The 19,584-nt window shown below is 73.2% G+C and carries 18 protein-coding genes and 1 tRNA gene; 13 read left to right on the top strand and 6 right to left on the bottom strand.

Annotation, left to right across the window (positions count from 1 at the left end; translation table 11 throughout):
- Positions 1-29 precede the first annotated feature (29 nt).
- The 3 genes from A949_RS0106550 to A949_RS0106540 all read left to right on the top strand — a co-directional run bounded on the left by A949_RS0106550 (position 30) and on the right by A949_RS0106540 (position 2,836).
- Entirely contained in the window at positions 30-788 is a 759-nt protein-coding gene (locus A949_RS0106550) for a phosphoglyceromutase (RefSeq protein WP_019355201.1), read from the top strand.
- A gap of 205 nt (positions 789-993) precedes the next feature.
- Complete coding sequence (locus A949_RS0106545; RefSeq protein ID WP_019355200.1) at positions 994-1,356, top strand: cupin domain-containing protein; 363 nt, start codon at positions 994-996, stop codon at positions 1,354-1,356.
- A gap of 115 nt (positions 1,357-1,471) precedes the next feature.
- Positions 1,472-2,836, top strand: a complete 1,365-nt coding sequence (locus A949_RS0106540; RefSeq protein WP_019355199.1) for a sensor histidine kinase — start codon at positions 1,472-1,474, stop codon at positions 2,834-2,836.
- Positions 2,837-2,937: 101 nt separating this feature from the next.
- On the opposite strand, the gene A949_RS38460 is transcribed toward A949_RS0106540, so the two are convergent.
- Positions 2,938-3,105 carry a hypothetical protein gene (locus A949_RS38460; RefSeq protein ID WP_192817124.1) on the bottom strand — a complete coding sequence of 56 codons (168 nt, stop codon included), beginning with the start codon at positions 3,103-3,105 and terminating at the stop codon, positions 2,938-2,940.
- Positions 3,106-3,294: 189 nt separating this feature from the next.
- Entirely contained in the window at positions 3,295-4,047 is a 753-nt protein-coding gene (gene phoU, locus A949_RS0106535; protein WP_019355198.1) for a phosphate signaling complex protein PhoU, read from the bottom strand.
- A gap of 223 nt (positions 4,048-4,270) precedes the next feature.
- Between phoU and A949_RS0106530 the strand changes: the two genes are divergently transcribed.
- On the top strand, positions 4,271-5,572 hold the full coding sequence (locus tag A949_RS0106530) for a sensor histidine kinase (RefSeq protein WP_026004394.1): 1,302 nt from the start codon (positions 4,271-4,273) through the stop codon (positions 5,570-5,572).
- A complete protein-coding gene (locus A949_RS0106525; RefSeq protein ID WP_019355196.1) occupies positions 5,569-6,252 on the top strand; it encodes a response regulator transcription factor in 684 nt (227 codons plus the stop codon). Before A949_RS0106530 ends, A949_RS0106525 begins: the two co-directional genes overlap by 4 nt.
- Before the next feature lie 145 nt (positions 6,253-6,397).
- Here the strand turns inward: A949_RS0106525 and A949_RS0106520 are convergent, their stop codons facing one another.
- Entirely contained in the window at positions 6,398-7,090 is a 693-nt protein-coding gene (locus A949_RS0106520; protein ID WP_019355195.1) for a hypothetical protein, read from the bottom strand.
- A 782-nt stretch (positions 7,091-7,872) separates the two neighbouring features.
- Between A949_RS0106520 and A949_RS0106515 the strand changes: the two genes are divergently transcribed.
- The 7 genes from A949_RS0106515 to A949_RS0106480 all read left to right on the top strand — a co-directional run bounded on the left by A949_RS0106515 (position 7,873) and on the right by A949_RS0106480 (position 16,079).
- Positions 7,873-8,355 (top strand): CarD family transcriptional regulator, encoded by a 483-nt coding sequence (locus A949_RS0106515; RefSeq protein WP_016472332.1) that lies wholly within the window; start codon positions 7,873-7,875, stop codon positions 8,353-8,355.
- 323 nt (positions 8,356-8,678) lie between these two features.
- Entirely contained in the window at positions 8,679-9,458 is a 780-nt protein-coding gene (gene ispD / locus A949_RS0106510) for a 2-C-methyl-D-erythritol 4-phosphate cytidylyltransferase (protein WP_019355194.1), read from the top strand.
- The gene (ispF, locus tag A949_RS0106505) at positions 9,448-9,993 is read left to right on the top strand and encodes a 2-C-methyl-D-erythritol 2,4-cyclodiphosphate synthase (protein WP_019355193.1); all 546 of its coding nucleotides are present in this window, start codon (positions 9,448-9,450) and stop codon (positions 9,991-9,993) included. Before ispD ends, ispF begins: the two co-directional genes overlap by 11 nt.
- Positions 9,994-10,515: 522 nt before the next feature.
- Positions 10,516-10,923, top strand: a complete 408-nt coding sequence (locus tag A949_RS0106500) for a PPOX class F420-dependent oxidoreductase (RefSeq protein WP_019355192.1) — start codon at positions 10,516-10,518, stop codon at positions 10,921-10,923.
- A gap of 126 nt (positions 10,924-11,049) precedes the next feature.
- The gene (gene cysS / locus A949_RS0106495; RefSeq protein WP_019355191.1) at positions 11,050-12,450 is read left to right on the top strand and encodes a cysteine--tRNA ligase; all 1,401 of its coding nucleotides are present in this window, start codon (positions 11,050-11,052) and stop codon (positions 12,448-12,450) included.
- 316 nt (positions 12,451-12,766) lie between these two features.
- The gene (rlmB, locus tag A949_RS0106490) at positions 12,767-13,681 is read left to right on the top strand and encodes a 23S rRNA (guanosine(2251)-2'-O)-methyltransferase RlmB (RefSeq protein ID WP_019355190.1); all 915 of its coding nucleotides are present in this window, start codon (positions 12,767-12,769) and stop codon (positions 13,679-13,681) included.
- Positions 13,682-14,036: 355 nt separating this feature from the next.
- Complete coding sequence (locus A949_RS0106480; protein WP_063826247.1) at positions 14,037-16,079, top strand: DoxX family protein; 2,043 nt, start codon at positions 14,037-14,039, stop codon at positions 16,077-16,079.
- A 365-nt stretch (positions 16,080-16,444) separates the two neighbouring features.
- On the opposite strand, the gene A949_RS0106475 is transcribed toward A949_RS0106480, so the two are convergent.
- The 3 genes from A949_RS0106475 to A949_RS0106465 form a co-directional block, all read right to left on the bottom strand.
- Positions 16,445-17,164: a nucleotidyltransferase family protein gene (locus A949_RS0106475; protein WP_019355187.1), complete on the bottom strand. Its 720-nt coding sequence runs from the start codon at positions 17,162-17,164 to the stop codon at positions 16,445-16,447.
- A gap of 76 nt (positions 17,165-17,240) precedes the next feature.
- Positions 17,241-17,678 carry a hypothetical protein gene (locus A949_RS0106470; RefSeq protein ID WP_019355186.1) on the bottom strand — a complete coding sequence of 146 codons (438 nt, stop codon included), beginning with the start codon at positions 17,676-17,678 and terminating at the stop codon, positions 17,241-17,243.
- A gap of 510 nt (positions 17,679-18,188) precedes the next feature.
- Positions 18,189-19,313, bottom strand: a complete 1,125-nt coding sequence (locus A949_RS0106465; protein WP_019355185.1) for an ABC transporter ATP-binding protein — start codon at positions 19,311-19,313, stop codon at positions 18,189-18,191.
- 167 nt (positions 19,314-19,480) lie between these two features.
- Here A949_RS0106465 and A949_RS0106460 point away from each other — a divergent pair.
- Positions 19,481-19,554, top strand: a tRNA-Thr gene (locus A949_RS0106460).
- Positions 19,555-19,584 lie beyond the last annotated feature (30 nt).

The following is a 19,584-nucleotide window of genomic DNA, read 5'->3' as shown; positions in this document are numbered from 1 at the left end:
GCTTCCGGGGGGCGCGTAGGCTCTCCGGTATGGCCGACGCACCGTACAAGCTGATCCTGCTCCGCCATGGCGAGAGCGAGTGGAACGCCAAGAACCTGTTCACCGGGTGGGTGGACGTCAACCTCACGGAGAAGGGTGAGAAGGAGGCGGTCCGCGGCGGCGAGCTGCTCAAGGACGCCGGCCTGCTGCCCGACGTACTGCACACCTCCGTGCAGAAGCGCGCCATCCGCACCGCGCAGCTCGCGCTGGAGTCCGCGGACCGCCTCTGGATCCCGGTACGCCGCTCCTGGCGGCTGAACGAGCGCCACTACGGTGCGCTCCAGGGCAAGGACAAGGCCCAGGTCCGCGACGAGTTCGGCGAGGAGCAGTTCATGCTCTGGCGCCGTTCCTACGACACCCCGCCGCCCGTCCTGGAGGACGGCGCCGAGTTCTCGCAGAGCGGCGACCCGCGCTACGCGGCCCTGCCCAGCGAGCTGCGGCCGCGCACCGAGTGCCTCAAGGACGTCGTCGAGCGGATGCTGCCGTACTGGTTCGACGGCATCATCCCGGACCTGATCGACGGCCACACCGTCCTGGTCGCCGCGCACGGCAACTCGCTGCGCGCCCTGGTCAAGCACCTGGACGGGATCTCCGACGAGGACATCGCCGGCCTCAACATCCCCACCGGCATCCCGCTCGTCTACGACCTGGACGCCGACTTCGCACCGGTCACCAAGGGCGGCACCTACCTCGACCCGGAGGCCGCCAAGGCCGCCGTCGAAGCGGTGAAGAACCAGGGCAAGAAGTAGCACCGAAGCACGAGCAAGCCCCCTGCCCGCGGTTTCCCGCGGGCAGGGGGTCTGTCGTCGGCACCCGCTCCGGGCGCCGGTCCCGACCGCAACCGCGCGCCGCCGCGCCCCGGAGCCGTCCCGGCCCCCCGCCCGCCTCCCGGATGCGATCACGCTCCGCCGCCCGGACGATGGAGCGGGGGACGGTCGACGCGGGAGGCGCGCTATGGCGGGACTTGTTCGCAAGAGCTTCGACGCGCCGGACGAGGTCCGGCCCTTCGAGGGTGGTACGGGGCAACTGGAGGTCGTCAACCTGGCCGGGGGAGAGGTGGGCCGGGGGACGTTCCAGCCGGGCTGGCAGTGGTCCAAGCACGTCAAGCCGATCGCCGGGACGGAGAGCTGCCAGGCGGCGCACGCCGGGTACATCGTCTCGGGGCGGATGAAGATCGTGATGGACGACGGCGAGGAGATCGAGATCGGGCCCGGTGACGCCCTGGACTGCCCGCCCGGGCATGATGCCTGGGTCGTCGGCCAGGAACCCTGCGTCCTCGTCGACTGGCAGGGCTTCTCGGGGTACGCGAAGCGCTGACGCGTCGCGCCGCGGTGCCCGGCGGTGCCCGGCGGTGCCCGGCCGGTCCCGCACCGGCGGGCGCCCGGGTTCCGGCCCGGCGGGCGCCCGGCCGCCGCCCGCATACGCTCGGGACATGACGATCCCTCCCGTTTCGGCGCTGGCGCAGCGGCTGCTGCCGGGGGAACTGACCGCGGGGGGCACGCCGGACCCGCGGCGGGTGCGGCGCAGCGCCCGCGACTGGGTCGTCGACGTCCTGCTGTTCGGCTGGGCGGTGCTGTGCTGGGCGGCGCTCTTCCAGCAGGCGGAGGCCAAGGCGTACCTGCCCGGTTGGCTGGTGGCGATCGACCCGCCGCTGGGTGCGCTGGCCTGCCTGTCGCTGTGGCTGCGGCGCCGGTGGCCGCTGGGCGTGGCGCTGGCGGCGGTGCCCGCCGCGGCGCTGACCGACACCGTCGTCGGCGCGCTCGCCGTCATCATCTTCAATCTGGCGCTGCGCGTCCCGCCCCGCACGGCGGCGCTGGTGCTGCTGCTGCACCTGGCGGCGACGCTGCCCTACGTGCTGCTCTACGGGGTGCCGCACGAGGAGCGCTGGACGGTCGCCGCGTTCGTCCTCGTCTTCTATCTGCTCTTCTTCACCTGGGGCAGCGCGACCCGGGCGCGGCGCCAGCTCGTGCTCAAGCTGCGCGAGGACGCGGTGCGCGCCCAGGCGGACCACACGCGGCGGCTGGCGGACGTGCGGCGCGCCGAGCGGCGGGCGATCGCCCGGGAGATGCACGACGTGCTCGCGCACCGCGTCTCGCTGCTGTCCGTGCACGCGGGCGCGCTCGCCTACCGGACGCAGCGCACGGCCGCGGGCGAGAGCCCCGCACTGGACGACGCGGAGATCGCCGAGAGCGCCACCGTCATCCGCGACAACGCGCACCAGGCGCTGGAGGAGCTGCGCGACGTGCTGCACGTGCTGCGCGAGGACGAGGAGGACGATGTCCCGGGTGCCTCCGGCGTCCCCGTCGACGCGACCGGGACGCCGGGGGCGTCCGACGGGGCCCGGCCGCAGCCGGATCTGACGCGGCTGGGCGAACTGGTCGACGAGGCGCGGGCCGCGGGCCAGACCGTACGGCTGGAGCTGGCGTTGCCCGAGCGGACCGACGGCGAGGGCGGCTATCCGCTCCGCCCGCAGCTCCAGCGCACCGCCTACCGGGCCGTACAGGAAGGGCTCACCAACGCGCGCAAGCATGCGCCGGGCCGGCCTGTGGAGGTGCGGGTGGCGGGCGCCGTGGAGCAGGAGCTGACCGTGCGGGTCAGCAACCCGCTGCCGCCCGGCAGCGCGGCCGGGCGCACCGGCTCCTCGATCCCCGGTGCCGGTGCCGGGCTGACGGGGCTGCGGGAGCGGCTGGAGATCGAGGGCGGCACCCTCGCCTACGGTCCCGAGGACGGCATGTTCACGCTGACCGTCCGGCTGCCGTGGCCGCCTCCGGAGCCCGGATACGACGCGGGGCCCTGACCGGCGCGAACCGGCCAGGGCCCCGGGCGTGCTCGCCGTGCTGCCCGTCGCGTGCCCCGCGTCCCGCGCCTCGCGGGGCACGGGTGCGCGACGGCGGACGGTCAGCCGCAGGAACCCCCGCACTGGCAGGGGCCGCCCGACTGGCAGCCGCAGCCGCAGCCGGCGCCGCACCCGCACGCCCCCAGCAGGGGCAGGTGCCGGGCTTCCCGTGGTGCGGTCGGCGGCTGCTGGTCGGCCGTGGTCCGGAGCGGTTCGGTGGAGTCAGCCATCGTGCCCTCCTCGGCAGGGACAGTCATGGACAGGACATGACCGTCCCCATTGCAGGCCGCGGCGGCCCGGGCGCATCAAGGGCGCGCGGATGCACGCCTGCCCCGGCGGTGACCGGACGGTGACCGCCCGGCGGCCGGGCCGCGGCCGGGCCGCCGGGCCCGCCGCGGTGGGCTGCCGGAGAGCGCGAGCTAGCGGCCCTCGCCCGCCCCGGTCCCCTCACCCGCGCTGCCCGCGTCGCCCGGGGTGCCCGGGGCGGCGGCGTCAGCCGCACCGGCCACGGCGGCCGCCGGGTCGATCTCGTCCGCGTAGTCGCCGGTCACCAGGTAGACGACCCGGCGGGCCACCGACACGGCGTGGTCGGCGAACCGCTCGTAGTAGCGGCCCAGCAGCGTGACGTCCACGGCGGTCTCGATGCCGTGCTTCCAGCGGTCGTCCATCAGGTGCTGGAAGAGGGTGCGGTGCAGCAGGTCCATGGCGTCGTCGTCCTGCTCCAGCTGCATCGCCAGGTCGACGTCCTTGGTGACGATCACCTCGGCCGCCTTCGCCATCAGCCGCTGCGCCAGCTGCCCCATCTCCAGCAGGGTGGCCTGGAGGTCCTGGGGGACGGCCGACTCGGGGAAGCGCAGCCGGGCGACCTTCGCCACGTGCTGCGCCAGGTCGCCCGAACGCTCCAGGTCGGCGCTCATCCGCAGCGAGGTGACGACGATCCGCAGGTCGGTGGCGACCGGCTGCTGCCGGGCCAGCAGCTGTATCGCCCTGGTCTCCAGGTCGCGCTGGATGTCGTCGACCTTCTCGTCGGCGGCGATGACGCTCTCGGCGAGCTTGAGGTCCGCGTCCAGCATCGCCGTGGTGGCGCGCCCGACCGCGGAGCCGACGAGCCGGGCCATCTCGACCAGGCTGTCCCCGATCGAGTCCAGCTCCTCGTGGTACGCGTCCCGCATGGCTGTCCTTCCCTCGCACGAATGTTCTTCCGGGGCGTACGGCCCCGGCCGTTCTCACGGGGTCGCTCGGGCCCCTACGCTCCCACGGTGCGCCCGAAATGCGACCGGTGCGGCCCCCCACGGTGAACCGGAGGCGCCGTGCGGGTAAACACTGGGCGACAGCTCTTTCGGCGGCGCCGTCCAGGGCTGGGGCACTCTCGCGAGAGGCGCATAACCTGGGTGTATGGACGTTAATGCGGCTGTCGCCGCGGCAGCAGCGATCGCCGGGGTCTGTACCGGTGTGATCGCGATGCTGGCGTTCCGGTGGAGCGAGCGGGAGCAGGCCCGCCCCACCCGCACCTCCCTGCACACCGAGCCGGGGCTGCCCCCGGGTGTCGACACCGTACTGTCGGTGCTGCGCTCCTCGGCCGTCGTGCTGGACGAGAGCGACGCCGTCGTCAAGGCCAGCTCCGCCGCCTACGCGCTGGGCCTGGTGCGCGGCGGCAAGCTCGCCGTGGAGCCCATGCTCCAGATGGCCAGGGACACCAGACGGGACGGCGAGATACGGCAGGTGGAGCTGGACCTGCCCCGGCGCGGCACGGGACGGGGTGATGCCCTCGCGGTCTCCGCGCGGGTCGCCCCACTCGGCTCCCGGCTGGTCCTCCTGCTGGTGGAGGACCTGACGGAGGCCCGCAGGATCGAGGCGGTGCGGCGCGACTTCGTCGCCAACGTCAGCCACGAACTCAAGACCCCGGTCGGCGCGCTCTCGCTGCTCTCGGAGGCGGTGCTGGACGCCTCCGACGACCCGGAGGCGGTGCAGCGCTTCGCCGGGCGGATGCAGAACGAGGCGACCCGGCTGACCAACCTCGTCCAGGAGCTCATCGACCTCTCCCGGGTGCAGAACGACGACCCGCTCGAGGACTCCGAGTCCGTCCGGGTGGACGAACTGGTGACCGAGGCCATCGAGCGCAGCCGGCACAGCGCCGACAGCAAGCAGATCACCCTCCTCGCGGGCGGCACCGAGAGCCTGCACGTGTGGGGCAACCGCGGCCAGCTCGCCGCGGCGCTCGGCAACCTCGTGGAGAACGCCGTCAACTACTCGCCGGCCCGCACCCGCGTCAAGGTCGCGGGCCGCCTCGCCCAGGCCCCGGGCGGCGATCTGATCGAGATCGCCGTCACCGACCAGGGCATCGGCATCTCCGAACGCGACAAGGAACGCATCTTCGAGCGCTTCTACCGCGTCGACCCGGCCAGGTCCCGGGCCACCGGAGGCACCGGACTGGGCCTGTCCATCGTCAAGCACGTGGCCGCCTCGCACGGCGGGGAGGTCACCGTGTGGAGTGCCGAGGGACAGGGCTCCACCTTCACCCTGCGGCTGCCCGAGGCGGGCAGCGCACGGGAGCAGGCCGCACTCGACAAGGCCGACCGGCTCGGCCGGAACCGCCTGTCGGGCGCACTTCAGGAACCGGCCGCCTTCGAGGACGAGGAGCGGCCGTATGTCGATCAGGCTGATGAACAACTTTCCGCCCCGGAGGTCCTCCCGTGACCCGAGTGCTCGTCGTCGAGGACGAGGAATCGTTCAGCGACGCACTGTCGTACATGCTCCGTAAGGAAGGCTTCGAGGTCGCGGTCGCGGCCACGGGTCCCGACGGGCTCGACGAGTTCGAACGCAACGGCGCCGACCTGGTGCTGCTCGATCTGATGCTGCCGGGGCTGCCCGGCACCGAGGTCTGCCGGCAGCTGCGGGGGCGCTCCAACGTTCCCGTGATCATGGTGACGGCCAAGGACAGCGAGATCGACAAGGTGGTCGGCCTGGAGATAGGCGCCGACGACTACGTCACCAAGCCGTTCTCCTCGCGCGAGCTGGTGGCCCGCGTGCGCGCCGTGCTGCGCCGCCGCGGCGAGCCGGAGCAGGAGGTCGCGCCCGCCGCGCTGGAGGCGGGACCGGTCCGGATGGACGTGGAGCGGCACGTGGTCACCGTCGGCGGCGGCAAGGTCGACCTGCCGCTCAAGGAGTTCGACCTGCTGGAGATGCTGCTGCGGAACGCGGGGCGGGTGCTCACCCGGATGCAGCTCATCGACCGGGTCTGGGGCGCGGACTACGTGGGCGACACCAAGACCCTCGACGTGCACGTCAAGCGCCTCCGCGCCAAGATCGAACCCGATCCGGGGGCGCCGCGCTACCTGGTGACGGTGCGCGGCCTCGGCTACAAGTTCGAGCCCTAAGCCGGTCTGCCGCCCCGGCGGAGTCCGGACGGTGCCGGGAACGTGCGTACGGCGAGAGGCCGCACCCGCGGTGGGTGCGGCCTCTCGCCGTACGTGTGTGCGGGGCGGTCGCCCGGGGAACGGAACGACCCGCCGAGCGCCGCGCTCAGTCGCCGGCGGACTCGCCGCCCTGCTCGGTACCCGGCGAGCTGCTCGGGGACGTCGCGCCCTCGCTCGCGCCCGCGCCCTGCTCGTCGGCCGAGGCGCCGGTCGAGGCGTCGTCGGAGGGGCTCTCCGCCCCGTCCTGGCCGGGGGACGCGGAGGAACCCGGCCGGGGCGCGCTGTCGCTCGGCGAGGAGCTCGGGCCGACCGTCTCGAAGGCGTGCTTGGCGGGCAGCACGGTCGCCCGCAGCTTGACCGCGCCGGTCCGGCTCAGGTCGAACGTGACCGGCTGCGCGTTGCCGTCCTTGACACCCGCCGCCTCGACGTCCTGGAGCAGCGCGGAGGCGTTGCCCTTGCCGCCCAGCGCCAGCGAGCCGCCGGCCGGTACGACGAGCTTCTTCTCGCCCTTGGCGGGGCTCAGTTCGGCGCGTGCCCCGTCGACGCGGATGCCCTTGAGGGTCTGGTCCCGGTCACCGTCGTTGAAGATCCGTGCCGTGACCGTCGCCTCGCCCGAACCCTTGGTGTCGGTGACGATGTTGGCGTTCTGGACCTTGATGACCCCGACGTGCGTCGCCGCGTTGTCGGGCTTGACCTCCAGCGTCTGCGCGTCGTTCCCGGCGCCGCAGGCGGTCAGCGAGACGGCGGCGAGCGCGAGGGTGGTGGCGGCGAGGGCGCCGCGACGAAGGCTGCTGCTCACGGCGGCGGCAACTCCTAGGCGAGCTATGGCGGCGGCACGCTCCAGAGCGCGTGCCGGTCGCGTACGGATGGGGCTTTCGCGTGCGCGCTCAGATTACCGACAGCCCGCTGACGCCCCGCACCCGACCCTCCGACCCGGCCCTCGGAGCGACCCTCGGAGCGGCCCTGGGACCCGGCCCCCCGGCCCCCCGGCCCCGCCGCCGCGCCCGCGTCGCCGGGCCCGGCCGTCTTCGCCCGGGCAGCCGTGCCTGAGCAGCAGTGCCTGGGCAGCCGTGACCGGGCTGTCGTGGCGGGGCGTCGACCGGGGCGTCGACCGGGGCGTCGACCGGGGCGTCGACCGGGGGCCGGTCCGGCTCGGGCGGGAGGGGGCGCGCGGCGGTCGCGTGCGCTGTCGAATAGCTCCCACTGCCGGTGTGGGCGACCTCCGTACGGGCGATTCCAGCAGAATGCGAGAGCGCGATGGAGAATTGATCAACGGGCTCTTGCGGGGTCATTGATCAATTCCCGGAAAGCGGGAAGGGCGGCGCGAAGACGCTACTCCCTACAGTCGGACAAATCGGTCACAATGGACGTGTCGCCATGCACTTCCCAGGGTCCCCTGCGACTGTTTCCGCGGGTGTGCAGAACCGCTCCCACCTGCGAATACCCGCTTGCATTGGTTGGTCGATGCACGATAGAGGGCCGCTTGTCAAGCCCCGAGATGCGCCCTGACCTGCGAAAACGCCATTCAGAAGACGTCGCCGCCGTGTTACCCTGGATAGCCACGGAAGGGGTACCTGACACATGACGTTCAAGGTTGGCGACACCGTGGTCTATCCCCATCACGGGGCCGCGCTGATCGAGGCGATCGAAACTCGGCAGATCAAAGGCGTGGACAAGACCTACTTGGTTCTGAAGGTTGCGCAGGGCGATTTGACCGTTCGCGTCCCGGCGGACAATGCGGAGTTCGTAGGCGTGCGCGACGTCGTTGGTTCGGACGGGCTGGACAGGGTCTTCGAGGTGCTCCGCGCGCCGTACGCCGAGGAGCCGACCAACTGGTCCCGCCGCTACAAGGCGAATCTCGAGAAGCTCGCGTCCGGCGACGTGATCAAGGTGGCGGAGGTCGTGCGTGACCTGTGGCGCCGTGAGCGCGAGCGCGGCCTGTCCGCCGGTGAGAAGCGGATGCTGGCCAAGGCCCGGCAGATCCTGGTGAGCGAGCTGGCGCTGGCGGAGAACACGAACGAGGACAAAGCCGAGGCGCTGCTCGACGAGGTTCTCGCTTCCTGACATTCCAACTGCCCCACGATGCCGCGGTGCCCGGATGACATCAGTCGTCGCCGGGCGCTGCGGCATGTTCGGCGGCATATCCGGACAGCTCTGCGACCGCGGTCCCCGGACCTGACTCCCGACGGTGCCGCCGCAGGCCTGCCCGCGGCCGAACGGGCCGCGTGCCGGGCCCGGGCGCCCGACTCGACCGCTGGTCACGGAAAGGGCTCGATCGAGTGGCTGCGCCCGGCACTCCCGCCAACCCAGGGCATCCACCCTGGCCTGGGGGTACTCCCAGGCCATACCCACCCCGGCTGAGGACACAAACCCTGAACGCGCTACCGATGTCAATCGATTCCACGGACTTCGCTCCTTCCGGCGATCAGCAACCTTCGGATGACTCCGGACCCCGCACCGCCGTCGTCATCCCCGCGGCGGGCAAGGGCGTACGGCTCGGCCCGGGAACCCCCAAGGCGCTGCGCGAACTGGGCGGTACGCCGATGCTCGTGCACGCCGTCCGGGCGACGGCGCGGGCCCGCGCCGTCGACCTGGTCGTCGTGGTGGCCCCACCGGACGGCGCACCGGCCGTCCGCACCCTGCTCGACGAACACGGGCTCCCCGGAGTCGTCGTCGTACCCGGCGGCGCAACCCGCCAGGACTCCGTACGCCTCGGACTGGCCGCCCTGCCCGACACCGTCGAGACAGTGCTGGTGCACGACGCGGCCCGGCCGCTGGTGCCGGACGAGACGGTGGACGCCGTCGCGCGGGCCGTCCGCGACGGCGCACCCGCCGTCGTGCCCGCGCTCCCCGTCACCGACACCGTCAAACAGGTCGAACCCCGCCCCGGCGCAGCGCCCGAGCCCGTCACCGGCACCGTCGACCGCAGCCTGCTGCGAGCCGTGCAGACCCCGCAGGGCTTCGCCCGCACGGTGCTCGCCGAAGCGCACACCCGGCTGACGGCCGAGGGCGACGGCGCCACCGACGACGCAGGCATGGTCGAACGGCTCGGAGTCGAGGTGGTCGTCGTGCCCGGCCACGAGGAGGCGTTCAAGGTGACCCGCCCCCTCGACCTGGTGCTCGCGGAGGCCGTACTGGCCAGAAGGAGGGCGCACGATGCGTTCTGAGAACGCCGACGACATTCAGGACACCACCGGGCCCGCGCCGGCCGCCGCCCTGCCGCTGGTCGGCATCGGCACCGACGTGCACGCCTTCGAGGAGGGGCGCGAGCTGTGGTGCGGCGGACTGCTGTGGGAAGGCGAGCGGTACGGCCTCGCCGGGCACTCCGACGGCGACGTGGCCGCCCACGCGGCGTGCGACGCGCTGTTCTCCGCCGCCGGGCTCGGCGACCTCGGCGCCCACTTCGGCACCGACCGGCCCGAATGGTCCGGCGCCTCGGGCGCCGCACTGCTCTCCGAGACGGCGCGCATCGTACGCGCGGCGGGCTTCGGCATCGGCAACGTGGCCATCCAGGTCATCGGCGTCCGCCCGAAGATCGGCAAGCGGCGGGCGGAAGCGGTGCGGGCACTGACCGACGCGGTCGGTGCGCCCGTCTCGCTCTCCGGCACCACCACCGACGGGCTCGGGCTGACCGGTCGCGGCGAAGGGGTGGCGGCCGTTGCCACTGCGCTGGTCGTTCGTCGCGGCCGCGACCGCGGCTGAGGGGCGCCGCCCTTCGCTGGGTGCCCCCGTCCGTTGTTCGCCGGGTGCGGCGCCGTTGTCGGGGGCTTCGCCCCCGACCCCCCCTTGTCCTCGCCGGACGGGCGTCGGGGCGGCGCTTCCCCCAGACTCCGTCCGGGGGGACCCCCACCCAACAGCCCCCCGCCAGTGGGCTCCGCCCCCTAGGATCCCCAGCCGCAGCGGGGTGAGCCCTTACGGACCTTGCTCCATGTCTGTTCTTCGGCCCTTCGGGTGCGGGAGGAGTCCTGATGCCGTCCGGCACAGCCCGACAGCGCTCCCGCAGTCCCCTGGCGGTTGCCGGATGGGGAGAGACCGGGCCCAGCGGGCTTTACCCGATGGTGCGTGGGACGTGGGCCCGACGCGTACACCCCGTCGCCGGCCGGATGTGAGATACCGTCCCGGCAGGCAGGGCCGCCGGAGTGCCTGCGGCGCTCCGGACAGGCCGCGGCTCCCGGTCAGGCCCGCGTTCGTTCCGCATCGTGAATGAGGAAGGGAGCCGTTCCCGTGGCCCAGCAGGTGCTCTCCGAGGAACTGAAGAAGGTACTCGACGGAAAGGTCTTCGTCGCCGTCGCCACCATCCAGCCCGACGGCAGCCCCCAGGTGTCGCCGGTGTGGGTGAAGCGCGACGGTGAGGACCTGCTCATCTCCACCACCGTGGACCGCCGCAAGACCCGCAACATGCGGCGCGACCCGCGGGTGACCGTCCTGGTGCACCCGGCCGAGGCGCCCTACACCTATGCCGAACTGCGCGGCACCGCCTCCCTCACCACCGAGGGCGGGCAGGAGCTGATCGACGAGCTGGCGCACAAGTACGTCGGCAAGAGCTACGCCGAGTTCAACCCGGCCTCCGACCAGGACGCCGAGCGGGTCGTGGTCCGGGTCGGCGTCGACAAGGTCGTCGGCCGCCTCTGAGCCGGCCGCCCCGGCCGCCGGTGCCGACGGCCGGGGCCGGACGCCCGGCTTCGCGCCCGTTCCGGCCCGGGACCTCCGCTCCGGTCCGGGCGCGGCGCGGTCCGGTGGGCTACTACCCTGGGCACCGTGACTCTTCGCCTGTACGACACCAGCGCCCGGCAGATCCGCGACTTCAGCCCGCTCGAACCCGGCTGCGTCTCGATCTACCTGTGCGGTGCCACCGTGCAGGCGCCGCCGCACATCGGGCATGTCCGCTCCGGACTGAACTTCGACATCATGCGCCGCTGGTTCGCCCACCGCGGCTACGACGTCACGTTCATCCGCAACGTCACCGACATCGACGACAAGATCATCGCCAAGTCCGCCGAGCAGGGCCGCCCCTGGTGGGCGATCGGCTACGAGAACGAGCGCGCCTTCGACGCCGCCTACCAGGCGCTCGGCTGCCTCCCGCCGACCAACGAACCCCGCGCCACCGGCCACATCCCCGAGATGGTCGAGATGATGCAGGTCCTGATCGACCGCGGCCACGCCTACGCCGCGGACGGCAACGTCTACTTCGACGTCCGCTCCTTCGGCGACTACCTCGCCCTCTCCAACCAGCAGCTGGACAACCTGCTCCAGCCCGCGGGCGAGGGCGAGACGGGCAAGCGCGACCCGCGCGACTTCGCCATGTGGAAGGCCGCCAAGCCCGGCGAGCCCTGCTGGGAGACCCCCTTCGGGCCCGGCCGTCCCGGCTGGCACCTGGAGTGCTCCGCGATGGCGCACAAGTACCTCGGCCGGGTCTTCGACATCCACGGCGGCGGCGTCGACCTGGTCTTCCCGCACCACGAGAACGAGATCGCCCAGTCCCGCGCCTTCGGCGACGACTTCGCCCGCTACTGGGCCCACAACGCCTGGGTCACCATGAGCGGCGAGAAGATGAGCAAGTCGCTGGGCAACTCGGTGCTCGTCAGCGAGATGGTCAAGCAGTGGCGCCCCCTCGTCCTGCGCTACTACCTGGGCACCCCGCACTACCGCTCGACCATCGAGTACAGCCCCGAGTCGCTGCGCGAGGCGGAGTCGGCGCTCGGCCGCATCGAGGGCTTTCTGCAGCGCGGCGTCGAACTCGCCGGCCAGGTGGCACCCGCCGCCCAGGTGCCCGAGGCGTTCGCCGCCGCCATGGACGACGACTTCGCCGTGCCACAGGCCCTCGCGGTCGTCCACACCACGGTCCGGCAGGGCAACGCCGCGCTGGCCGACGGGGACACCACCGCCGTGGCGACGGCCGTCGCCGAGGTCCGGGCCATGCTCGGGGTGCTGGGCATGGACCCGCTCGCGGCCGAGTGGTCCGGCGCGGCCTCCGGCGCCGGTGCCCGGCTCGACTCCGTGGTCGACTCGCTGGTCGGCCTGGTGCTGGAGCAGCGGCAGGCGGCACGGGCCCGGAAGGACTACGCGACCGCGGACGCCATCCGCGACGAGCTCAAGCGCGCCGGGCTCGCCGTCGAGGACACCCCCTCCGGACCCCGCTGGGAGCTCGCCGGGGAGTGATCCGGGGCCCCCGGGGCCCCGGGGCGTCTGCCGTCTGCCTCTCCGGGCCCCGGAGGAAGGCCCGGCTCTCCGGAGAGCCGGGCCTCCGGAAGAACCCCGCCTCCGGAAGGGGGCGCGGGCCACGGAGCGGAAACCGGTACCGTGGTAAGGCCGTACGTACATCCGACCGCTCGGTGAGCGCTGCGTACGTGCGGCCCTGCGGCCGGCCACCGGCCGGCCGCTCCACGAACGACGACAGGCCCGACGGGCCAGGACAGACCCGCGACCGGGTCGACGACAGGCCCCGAAGGCCGCGGACAGCAAGGTAGGTGCCCACATGCCCGGGAAGAAGAAGGGGCCGCAGATCGGCAGCGGCGGCAACCGCCGCCGCGGTCTGGCGGGCAAGGGCCCGACCCCGCCCGCCGAGATGCGCAAGGGCCACGCCAAGCAGCGCGTCGCGCAGGCGAAGGCCCGCCGCTCCCAGACCCGTCCGCAGCGCGGCAGCAAGGGCACCTCGGAGCTGGTCGTGGGCCGCAACTCCGTCATGGAGGCCCTCCGCGAGGGCGTCCCCGCCAACGCGCTGTACGTGCAGCAGTTCATCGACAATGACGAGCGGGTCCGCGAGGCGGTCCGTGTGGCGGGCGAACGGGGCGGTATCCGCCTGGTCGAGGCCCCCCGGCCCGAGCTGGACCGGATGACCAACGGCCTCAACCACCAGGGCGTCGTCCTGCAGGTCCCGCCGTACGAGTACGCGCACCCCGAGGACCTGGCAGCAGCCGCCTTCGACCGCGGCGAGGACCCGCTGATCGTCGCCCTGGACGGGGTCACCGACCCGCGGAACCTGGGCGCCGTCGTCCGCTCCGCCTGCGCGTTCGGCGGGCACGGCGTGGTCGTCCCGGAGCGCCGCGCGGCCGGGATGACGGCCGGTGCCTGGAAGACGTCCGCCGGGACGGCGGCGCGCACGCCGGTCGCGCGCGCCACCAACCTCACCCGTGCGCTGGAGGGGTACCAGAAGGCAGGACTGACGGTGATCGGGCTCGCGGCGGACGGCGAGCTGGAACTCGGCGACGTCGCCGCGCTCGACGGACCGCTCGTGGTCGTCGTCGGCAGCGAGGGCAAGGGCCTGTCGCGGCTGGTCGGCGAGACCTGCGACGTGCGGGTGCGGATTCCGATGCCGGGCGGGGCCGAGTCGCTGAACGCGGGTGTCGCGGCGGGCGTCGTACTCTACGAGGCGGCACGGCGCCGCGCCTGACGCCGAGCGGCTCCTGACGCCGAGCGGCTGACGCTGAGCGAATCCTGACATCGAGCGGCTGACGTCGAGCGACTCCTGACGTCGAGCGGCTGACGTCGAGCGACTCCTGACGTCGAGCGGCTGACGTCGAGCGGACGGCTTCCGCGTGCTCCGGCAGTGCTCTGCCGTCGCGCGCGGTGGCGTTCCGTGCGCAGGGCGGTCGCAGCGGCCCGCCGCACCGCGGGGACCGCACCCCGGGCGGTCCGGGCGGACCGCCCCGGGGCTCCCTCGGTGCACCGCTCCGATGATCTCTTGACGGACCTCGGACAGATCGAGTCGGTCAAGGCAGTGTCCTAACCGTCCGTCACTCGGTTAGATGAGTGTGGACACCAGAACACCCCGCGCACCCGGCGCTTCGGGCCGCGGCTCCGGGCACAGCCCAGCGGGAAGCCCACGCGGTTTCTTCGACGACGAACCGGTGCTGAGCACGGTCAAGGTCCCGTCCGACCCCGCCGAGGTGGTCGTCAACCACGCGAGCTTCCGTGTGCGGCTCGGCGGGGCGGCCGCGCCGCCCACCGCGGCCATGCCGTACGCACCGTCCGCCGCCTCGGCCGTGCCCGCCCGGGGCGCGCTGTCGCCCGCGGCCACCGCCACGGTGCCGACGTCGCCGACCTGGCCGCTGACGCAGCCCGGACCGGCGGACGGACGCGGGGCCCCGGCGTTCGAGGACACCGGGCCCATGCCGGTCACCGCGGGCGGCAGCCCGGCGGGCGCCCGCCGCTCCGCGACCGGACGCCGCACCCCCGTGGTGTGGAGCGGCGGCCCCGAGCCCGACGACACGGGCGCGACGAAGCTCATCCAGGCCGCCCGCACGGCGGGCCTGGTCGGCTTCGAGGGCGGCACCGCCGAATCCGACCCCACCGCGACCCAGACGCTGCCCCGCGTCAACGGCCCCGGTACCGCGGGTCCGGGCCGCACCGGCAACGGCCCGGCCACCGTGGTCGGCCCGCCGCGCGGACCCCAGCCCTCCGAGAGCGGCGGCCCGCTGCCGCCGCGCGAACACCGCACCGAACCACTGCTGAAGGGCGTACGCCCCGCCCGCAGCGCGTTCGACGAGGACACCGGCGAGTTCGAGGCGGCCGGACCGGAGACCGGCGAACTGCCGGCCGTCACCCACCGTGGCGGCGACCTCCACCCCGGCGGTCCCGGCGGCCCCCGCTACGGGGACGACCCGTACCCGGATGGCGGCTACGCGGACGACGAGGACGAGCACACCCAGGGCGACACCGGGGCCCGACGCCGCCGTGACACCGTCCGGCACGCGTACTACCCGGGCCGCCGGATGAACCTGGGCGTCGTCCTGCTCCCGCTGCGGCTCTTCCTGGGCTTCATCACGGTCTACGCCGGGATGGGCAAGCTGTGCGACCCCGTCTACTTCGACGGCGGCGAACGCGGCTCCATGGTCACCTGGCTGCGCTCCCTCGACCCGTGGACGATCGCCACCCCGCTGCGGGACTTCGCCCTCGCGCACCCCGTCGGCGCCGGCCTCACGGTCGCCTTCCTCCAGGTCATCGTCGGCGTACTGACCATGTTCGGACTCTGGCAGCGGGTCGCCGCCGGGATCGGAGCGCTGCTCTCCGTCGCCCTGCTGATGACGGTCAGCTGGAGCAGCGTCCCCGCCTACGAGGCGCCCGACATCATCTACCTCGCCGCCTGGAGCCCCCTGATCATCGCGGGCGCCCCCGTCTTCTCCCTCGACGGCCGGCTGGCGAGCGAGGCCTGGCGCAGGCTCGGCCCCCGCGTCGAACTGCGCGACCTGCGGCGGCGGGTACTGCGCCGCGGCACCGTCATCGCCACCGTCGTCGTCGGCCTCGCGCTGCTGATCGGCTCCCTGCTGGGCAGCGCCGTCCGCACCTCGCAGCCCGCCTCCGGGCCCGGCCGCGGCGAGCTGCCCACCAACCGGCTGCCGGGCTCCCCGATGCCGCAGGAGCCGGGCCGCTCCAGCTCCGGCCAGGCCACCCAGGGCCCGTCCGGCGCCGACGGGCGGGACGGCGACAAGGACAGCCGGGACAAGGACGGCAGCCCCTCGGCGGAGGAGACCAGCCCGGGCGAGCAGCGGGCCACCACCGGCCCCGAGTCCACCCCCAGCCAGGGCCGCACCCAGGGCGCCGACCAGGGTGGCGGACAGGGCGCCGCCACCCCCGGCCAGCAGCAGGGCACCACGGCACCGCCGGCCCAGCAGCAGCCCGCCCCCCGGCAGCCGCAGGCCAACCCCGGCGGCAGCGGCGGCTCCAGCTCCGGCGGCGGCTCCAGCGACTCCTCCGGCACGGGCGCCTCGTCGTCCGGCTCCGGCAGCGGGTCCTCGTCCGGCAGCAGCGGCGGCCGACGCGGCGCACTGGGCGGACTGCTCGGGCACTGACCGGGCACTGCTCGGGCACTGATCCGCGGCGGCGGACGGCCCCCGGCGGCCGTTCCGGTCCCGTGGCCGGGGCGCCGCCGAGGCGGCCACGGGCGTGCGAAGCCGGGTGGGGTTGTCGATCTCCGAGGATCGACAACCCCACCCGGCTTCGTGTTTCCGGACGCCGACCGGCTCTGCCCGGTCCGGTCCGGCCCTGTCCCGGTGCTCGGGTGCTGGGGCGCTCGGGCGCTCGTGCAGGGCTCGGCTTCGCGCCTCGCGCCCGGGCCGGCAGCCGCCGGGGCCGGAGGGCGCGTGCCGGAGAGGCGCGGCGGACCGGTGGAGGCGGGGCAGGCGCGGCAGGAACGTTCAGGACGCTCCGGGGGCTTTCAGCGCGGGGTTCCGTCGGCGAGTTCGCGGGCGGCTTCGCGCAGGTCCTTCGCGGTGTCGATGGCCCGCCAGTACGAGCCCTGCGGAAGCGGGAAGCCGGCCAGTGCCCGCTCGCGGGCGAGCCGCGGGAAGGTGGTCCGCTCATGGTCCCCCCGCTCGGGCAGCAGCCCGACGAACCGGGGGGAGAAGACGTAGACGCCCGCGTTGATCAGATAGGGGGAGGGCGGCGCCTCGATGAAGTCGAGGACGTGACCGAACTCGTCGGTCTCCACCGCACCCCAGGGGATCCGCGGACGGGCGAGCGCGAGCGTGGCGGTGGCGTCGCGCTCGGCATGGAAGTCGGCCATCTCGCGCAGCGAGAAGCGCGTCCAGATGTCGCCGTTGGTCGCGTACCAGGGCTCGTCGGGCCGCGGCAGCGAACGCGCCGCGAACTTGAGCCCGCCACCGCGCCCCAGCGGTTCGCGCTCGACCACCGTCGTGACACGGCAGGGGAGTTCCGCCTGCGTGAGCCACTCGTCGAGCACCTCGGCGAGGTGTCCGCAGGAGACGACGACGTCGCTGACGCCCTCGGCCGCGAGCCAGGCCAACTGGTGGCCGATGATCGGTACTCCCGTGCCGGGGATCTCCACCATCGGCTTGGGGCGGTCGTCGGTGTACGGCCGCAGCCGTGATCCCTGTCCACCGGCGAGGATCACGGCCTGGGTCGGGTGCTGGGTCATGTGGCGCAGCCTATGCGCCACACGACCCGCGCCGGTTGCCACGCCCCGGCCCGGCGCTTCCCGCTCCTTTCCGGCGTCAGCTCAACTGCGCGACCCCGTAGGCGAACGAGGTGTCGCACACCGGCCGCGAGAACCGCTGCGCGCGCTGGGCCCCGTACTTGTGGACGGCGGCCTTCCCCAGCGCCCGGGCGATCGAGGCGCAGTGGCCGGCGAGCGACGGCTTGCGGGCGATGGCGCGCTGGAGACTGTTCAGCGCCACCCCGGGGTCCTGTTCCTGGAGTTCGGCGATGAGCCGGTCCCGGAGCTGGTGCTCCGGCGTGTGGCGGCTGGCCGGCCCGGCGGGCGTCGAGGCGGTGTCCGCCGACGCCTTCTGTGCCGAGGAGGCGAGAACCGGTGCGTCCGCGGGCGCGGATGCCCACGGAACATACGTGACGGCGAGGGTCCCGGACAGGACGAGCACGACCGGGAGTACGAGTGCGAGGGATCGGCCGATACGGCGGGCTGCATGGTTCACGCCCGCGATGGTAGCCGGGGGTAGTGATTTGGCGACATTTTGTCACCACTTCGAGGGACGGGAACCCGACTTGTTCGAAGCGACACCGCACGGGAGGGGGAACAGTGCGGCGGTGAGATGACGCCGGAGCCCGGTACGTCCCGTACGGTCGGCCGGCCGGAGGCGGCCCGGCGGGACGGAACGAGGATACGGAGTGGGCAACTCGCCCGCACGGACCGACAGGCCGGAGACTGCGGGCGGCACGTCGGAATCAGCGGACGGCGGGCCGGGCGGCGTGCGGCAGGTCGGGGCGGCGTGCGGCAGGTCGGCGCGGCGTGCGGCAGGTCTCGGAGAGGGTGCGGGAGGGGTGAGCGGCGCTCCTCGATCCGGGTCGGACCCGTGGCCCTGCCCGGCGGATCGGGCCGGTACAGCGCAGGCCCCATGCGGGCGAAGTGCTCGCATGGGGCCGGGAACCGCGTCGCGCGGAAGCGGGACGTCAGTCGCTCAAGTTGCTCAAGTCGCGCAAGTCGCTCAGTCGCTGAGGCGCTCGCCGGAAGTGGTGGCGAAGACGTGGGCCTCGCCGCCCTTCGGCACCACGTGGATGGTGGAGCCCTTCTCCGGAACGCTGCGGCCGGGCACGCGGACCACCAGGTCGCGCTGCTCGCCGCCGATGTCGGCGGTGCCGTAGACGTAGCCGTCGGCGCCCAGCTCCTCGACGACGTTCACCGTGACGGCAACACCGGCGTGCTCGTCCTTGGCGAGGCCCTTGCCGCCGCCGTCACCGTTGACGATCTCGAAGTGCTCGGGACGGACACCGACCGTGACCGTCTTGTCGCCATTGTCCGCCGCGGAGCCGACAGCCTCGCGCTCGACCGGCACCACGCTGTTGCCGAACTTGACGCCGCCGTCGGTGATCGGGACCTCGACCAGGTTCATCGCGGGGGAGCCGATGAAGCCCGCGACGAACAGGTTGGCGGGGCGGTCGTACATGTTGCGCGGGCTGTCGACCTGCTGGAGCAGCCCGTCCTTGAGCACGGCCACCCTGTCGCCCATCGTCAGGGCCTCGACCTGGTCGTGGGTGACGTACACGGTGGTGATGCCGAGGCGCCGCTGGAGGCTCGCGATCTCCGTACGGGTCTGGACGCGGAGCTTCGCGTCCAGGTTGGAGAGCGGCTCGTCCATCAGGAAGACCTGCGGCTCCCGGACGATGGCCCGGCCCATCGCGACACGCTGCCGCTGACCGCCGGAGAGCGCCTTGGGCTTGCGGTCCAGGTATTTGGTCAGGTCGAGGATCTTGGCCGCGTCCTCGACCTTCTTGCGGATCTCGGTCTTCGCCACACCCGCGATCTTGAGCGCGAAGCCCATGTTGTCCGCCACGGTCATGTGCGGGTAGAGCGCGTAGTTCTGGAACACCATCGCGATGTCCCGGTCCTTCGGCGGAAGGTGGGTCACGTCGCGCTCGCCGATGCGTATGTTGCCCTCGTTCACGTCCTCCAGGCCGGCGAGCATCCGCAGCGAGGTGGACTTGCCGCAGCCGGAGGGACCGACGAGAACGAGGAACTCCCCGTCCGCGATCTCGATGTCGAGCTTGTCGACGGCGGGGGAGTCGGCGCCGGGGTACACCCGGGTCGCCTGGTCATAGGTGACCGTGGCCATGTTCGTTTCTCCTTCACCGGCAGGTACGTGCCGGACGATCCGTCGTAAAGGGAGGTGTAGTCCACTGCGTGGACCTGGCGAGACGCTAGCCGCTGCACGCCCGTTTGTCAGTAGTCGCAAGCATCACGATCCATCTCCCGGGTACACTGCACGAGCGACGCACCCCCGCCGCCTTAGCTCAGCTGGTTAGAGCATCTGTCTTGTAAACAGAAGGTCGTCGGTTCGAATCCGACAGGCGGCTCCGCAGGTCAGAGGCCCCGCATCATGATCG

It is taken from the genome of Streptomyces sp. AA1529 (assembly GCF_000280905.1).
Classification (GTDB): Bacteria; Actinomycetota; Actinomycetes; order Streptomycetales; family Streptomycetaceae; genus Streptomyces.
Note: the sequence above shows the minus strand (reverse complement) of the source record. Positions and strands in the feature narration are given on the sequence as shown.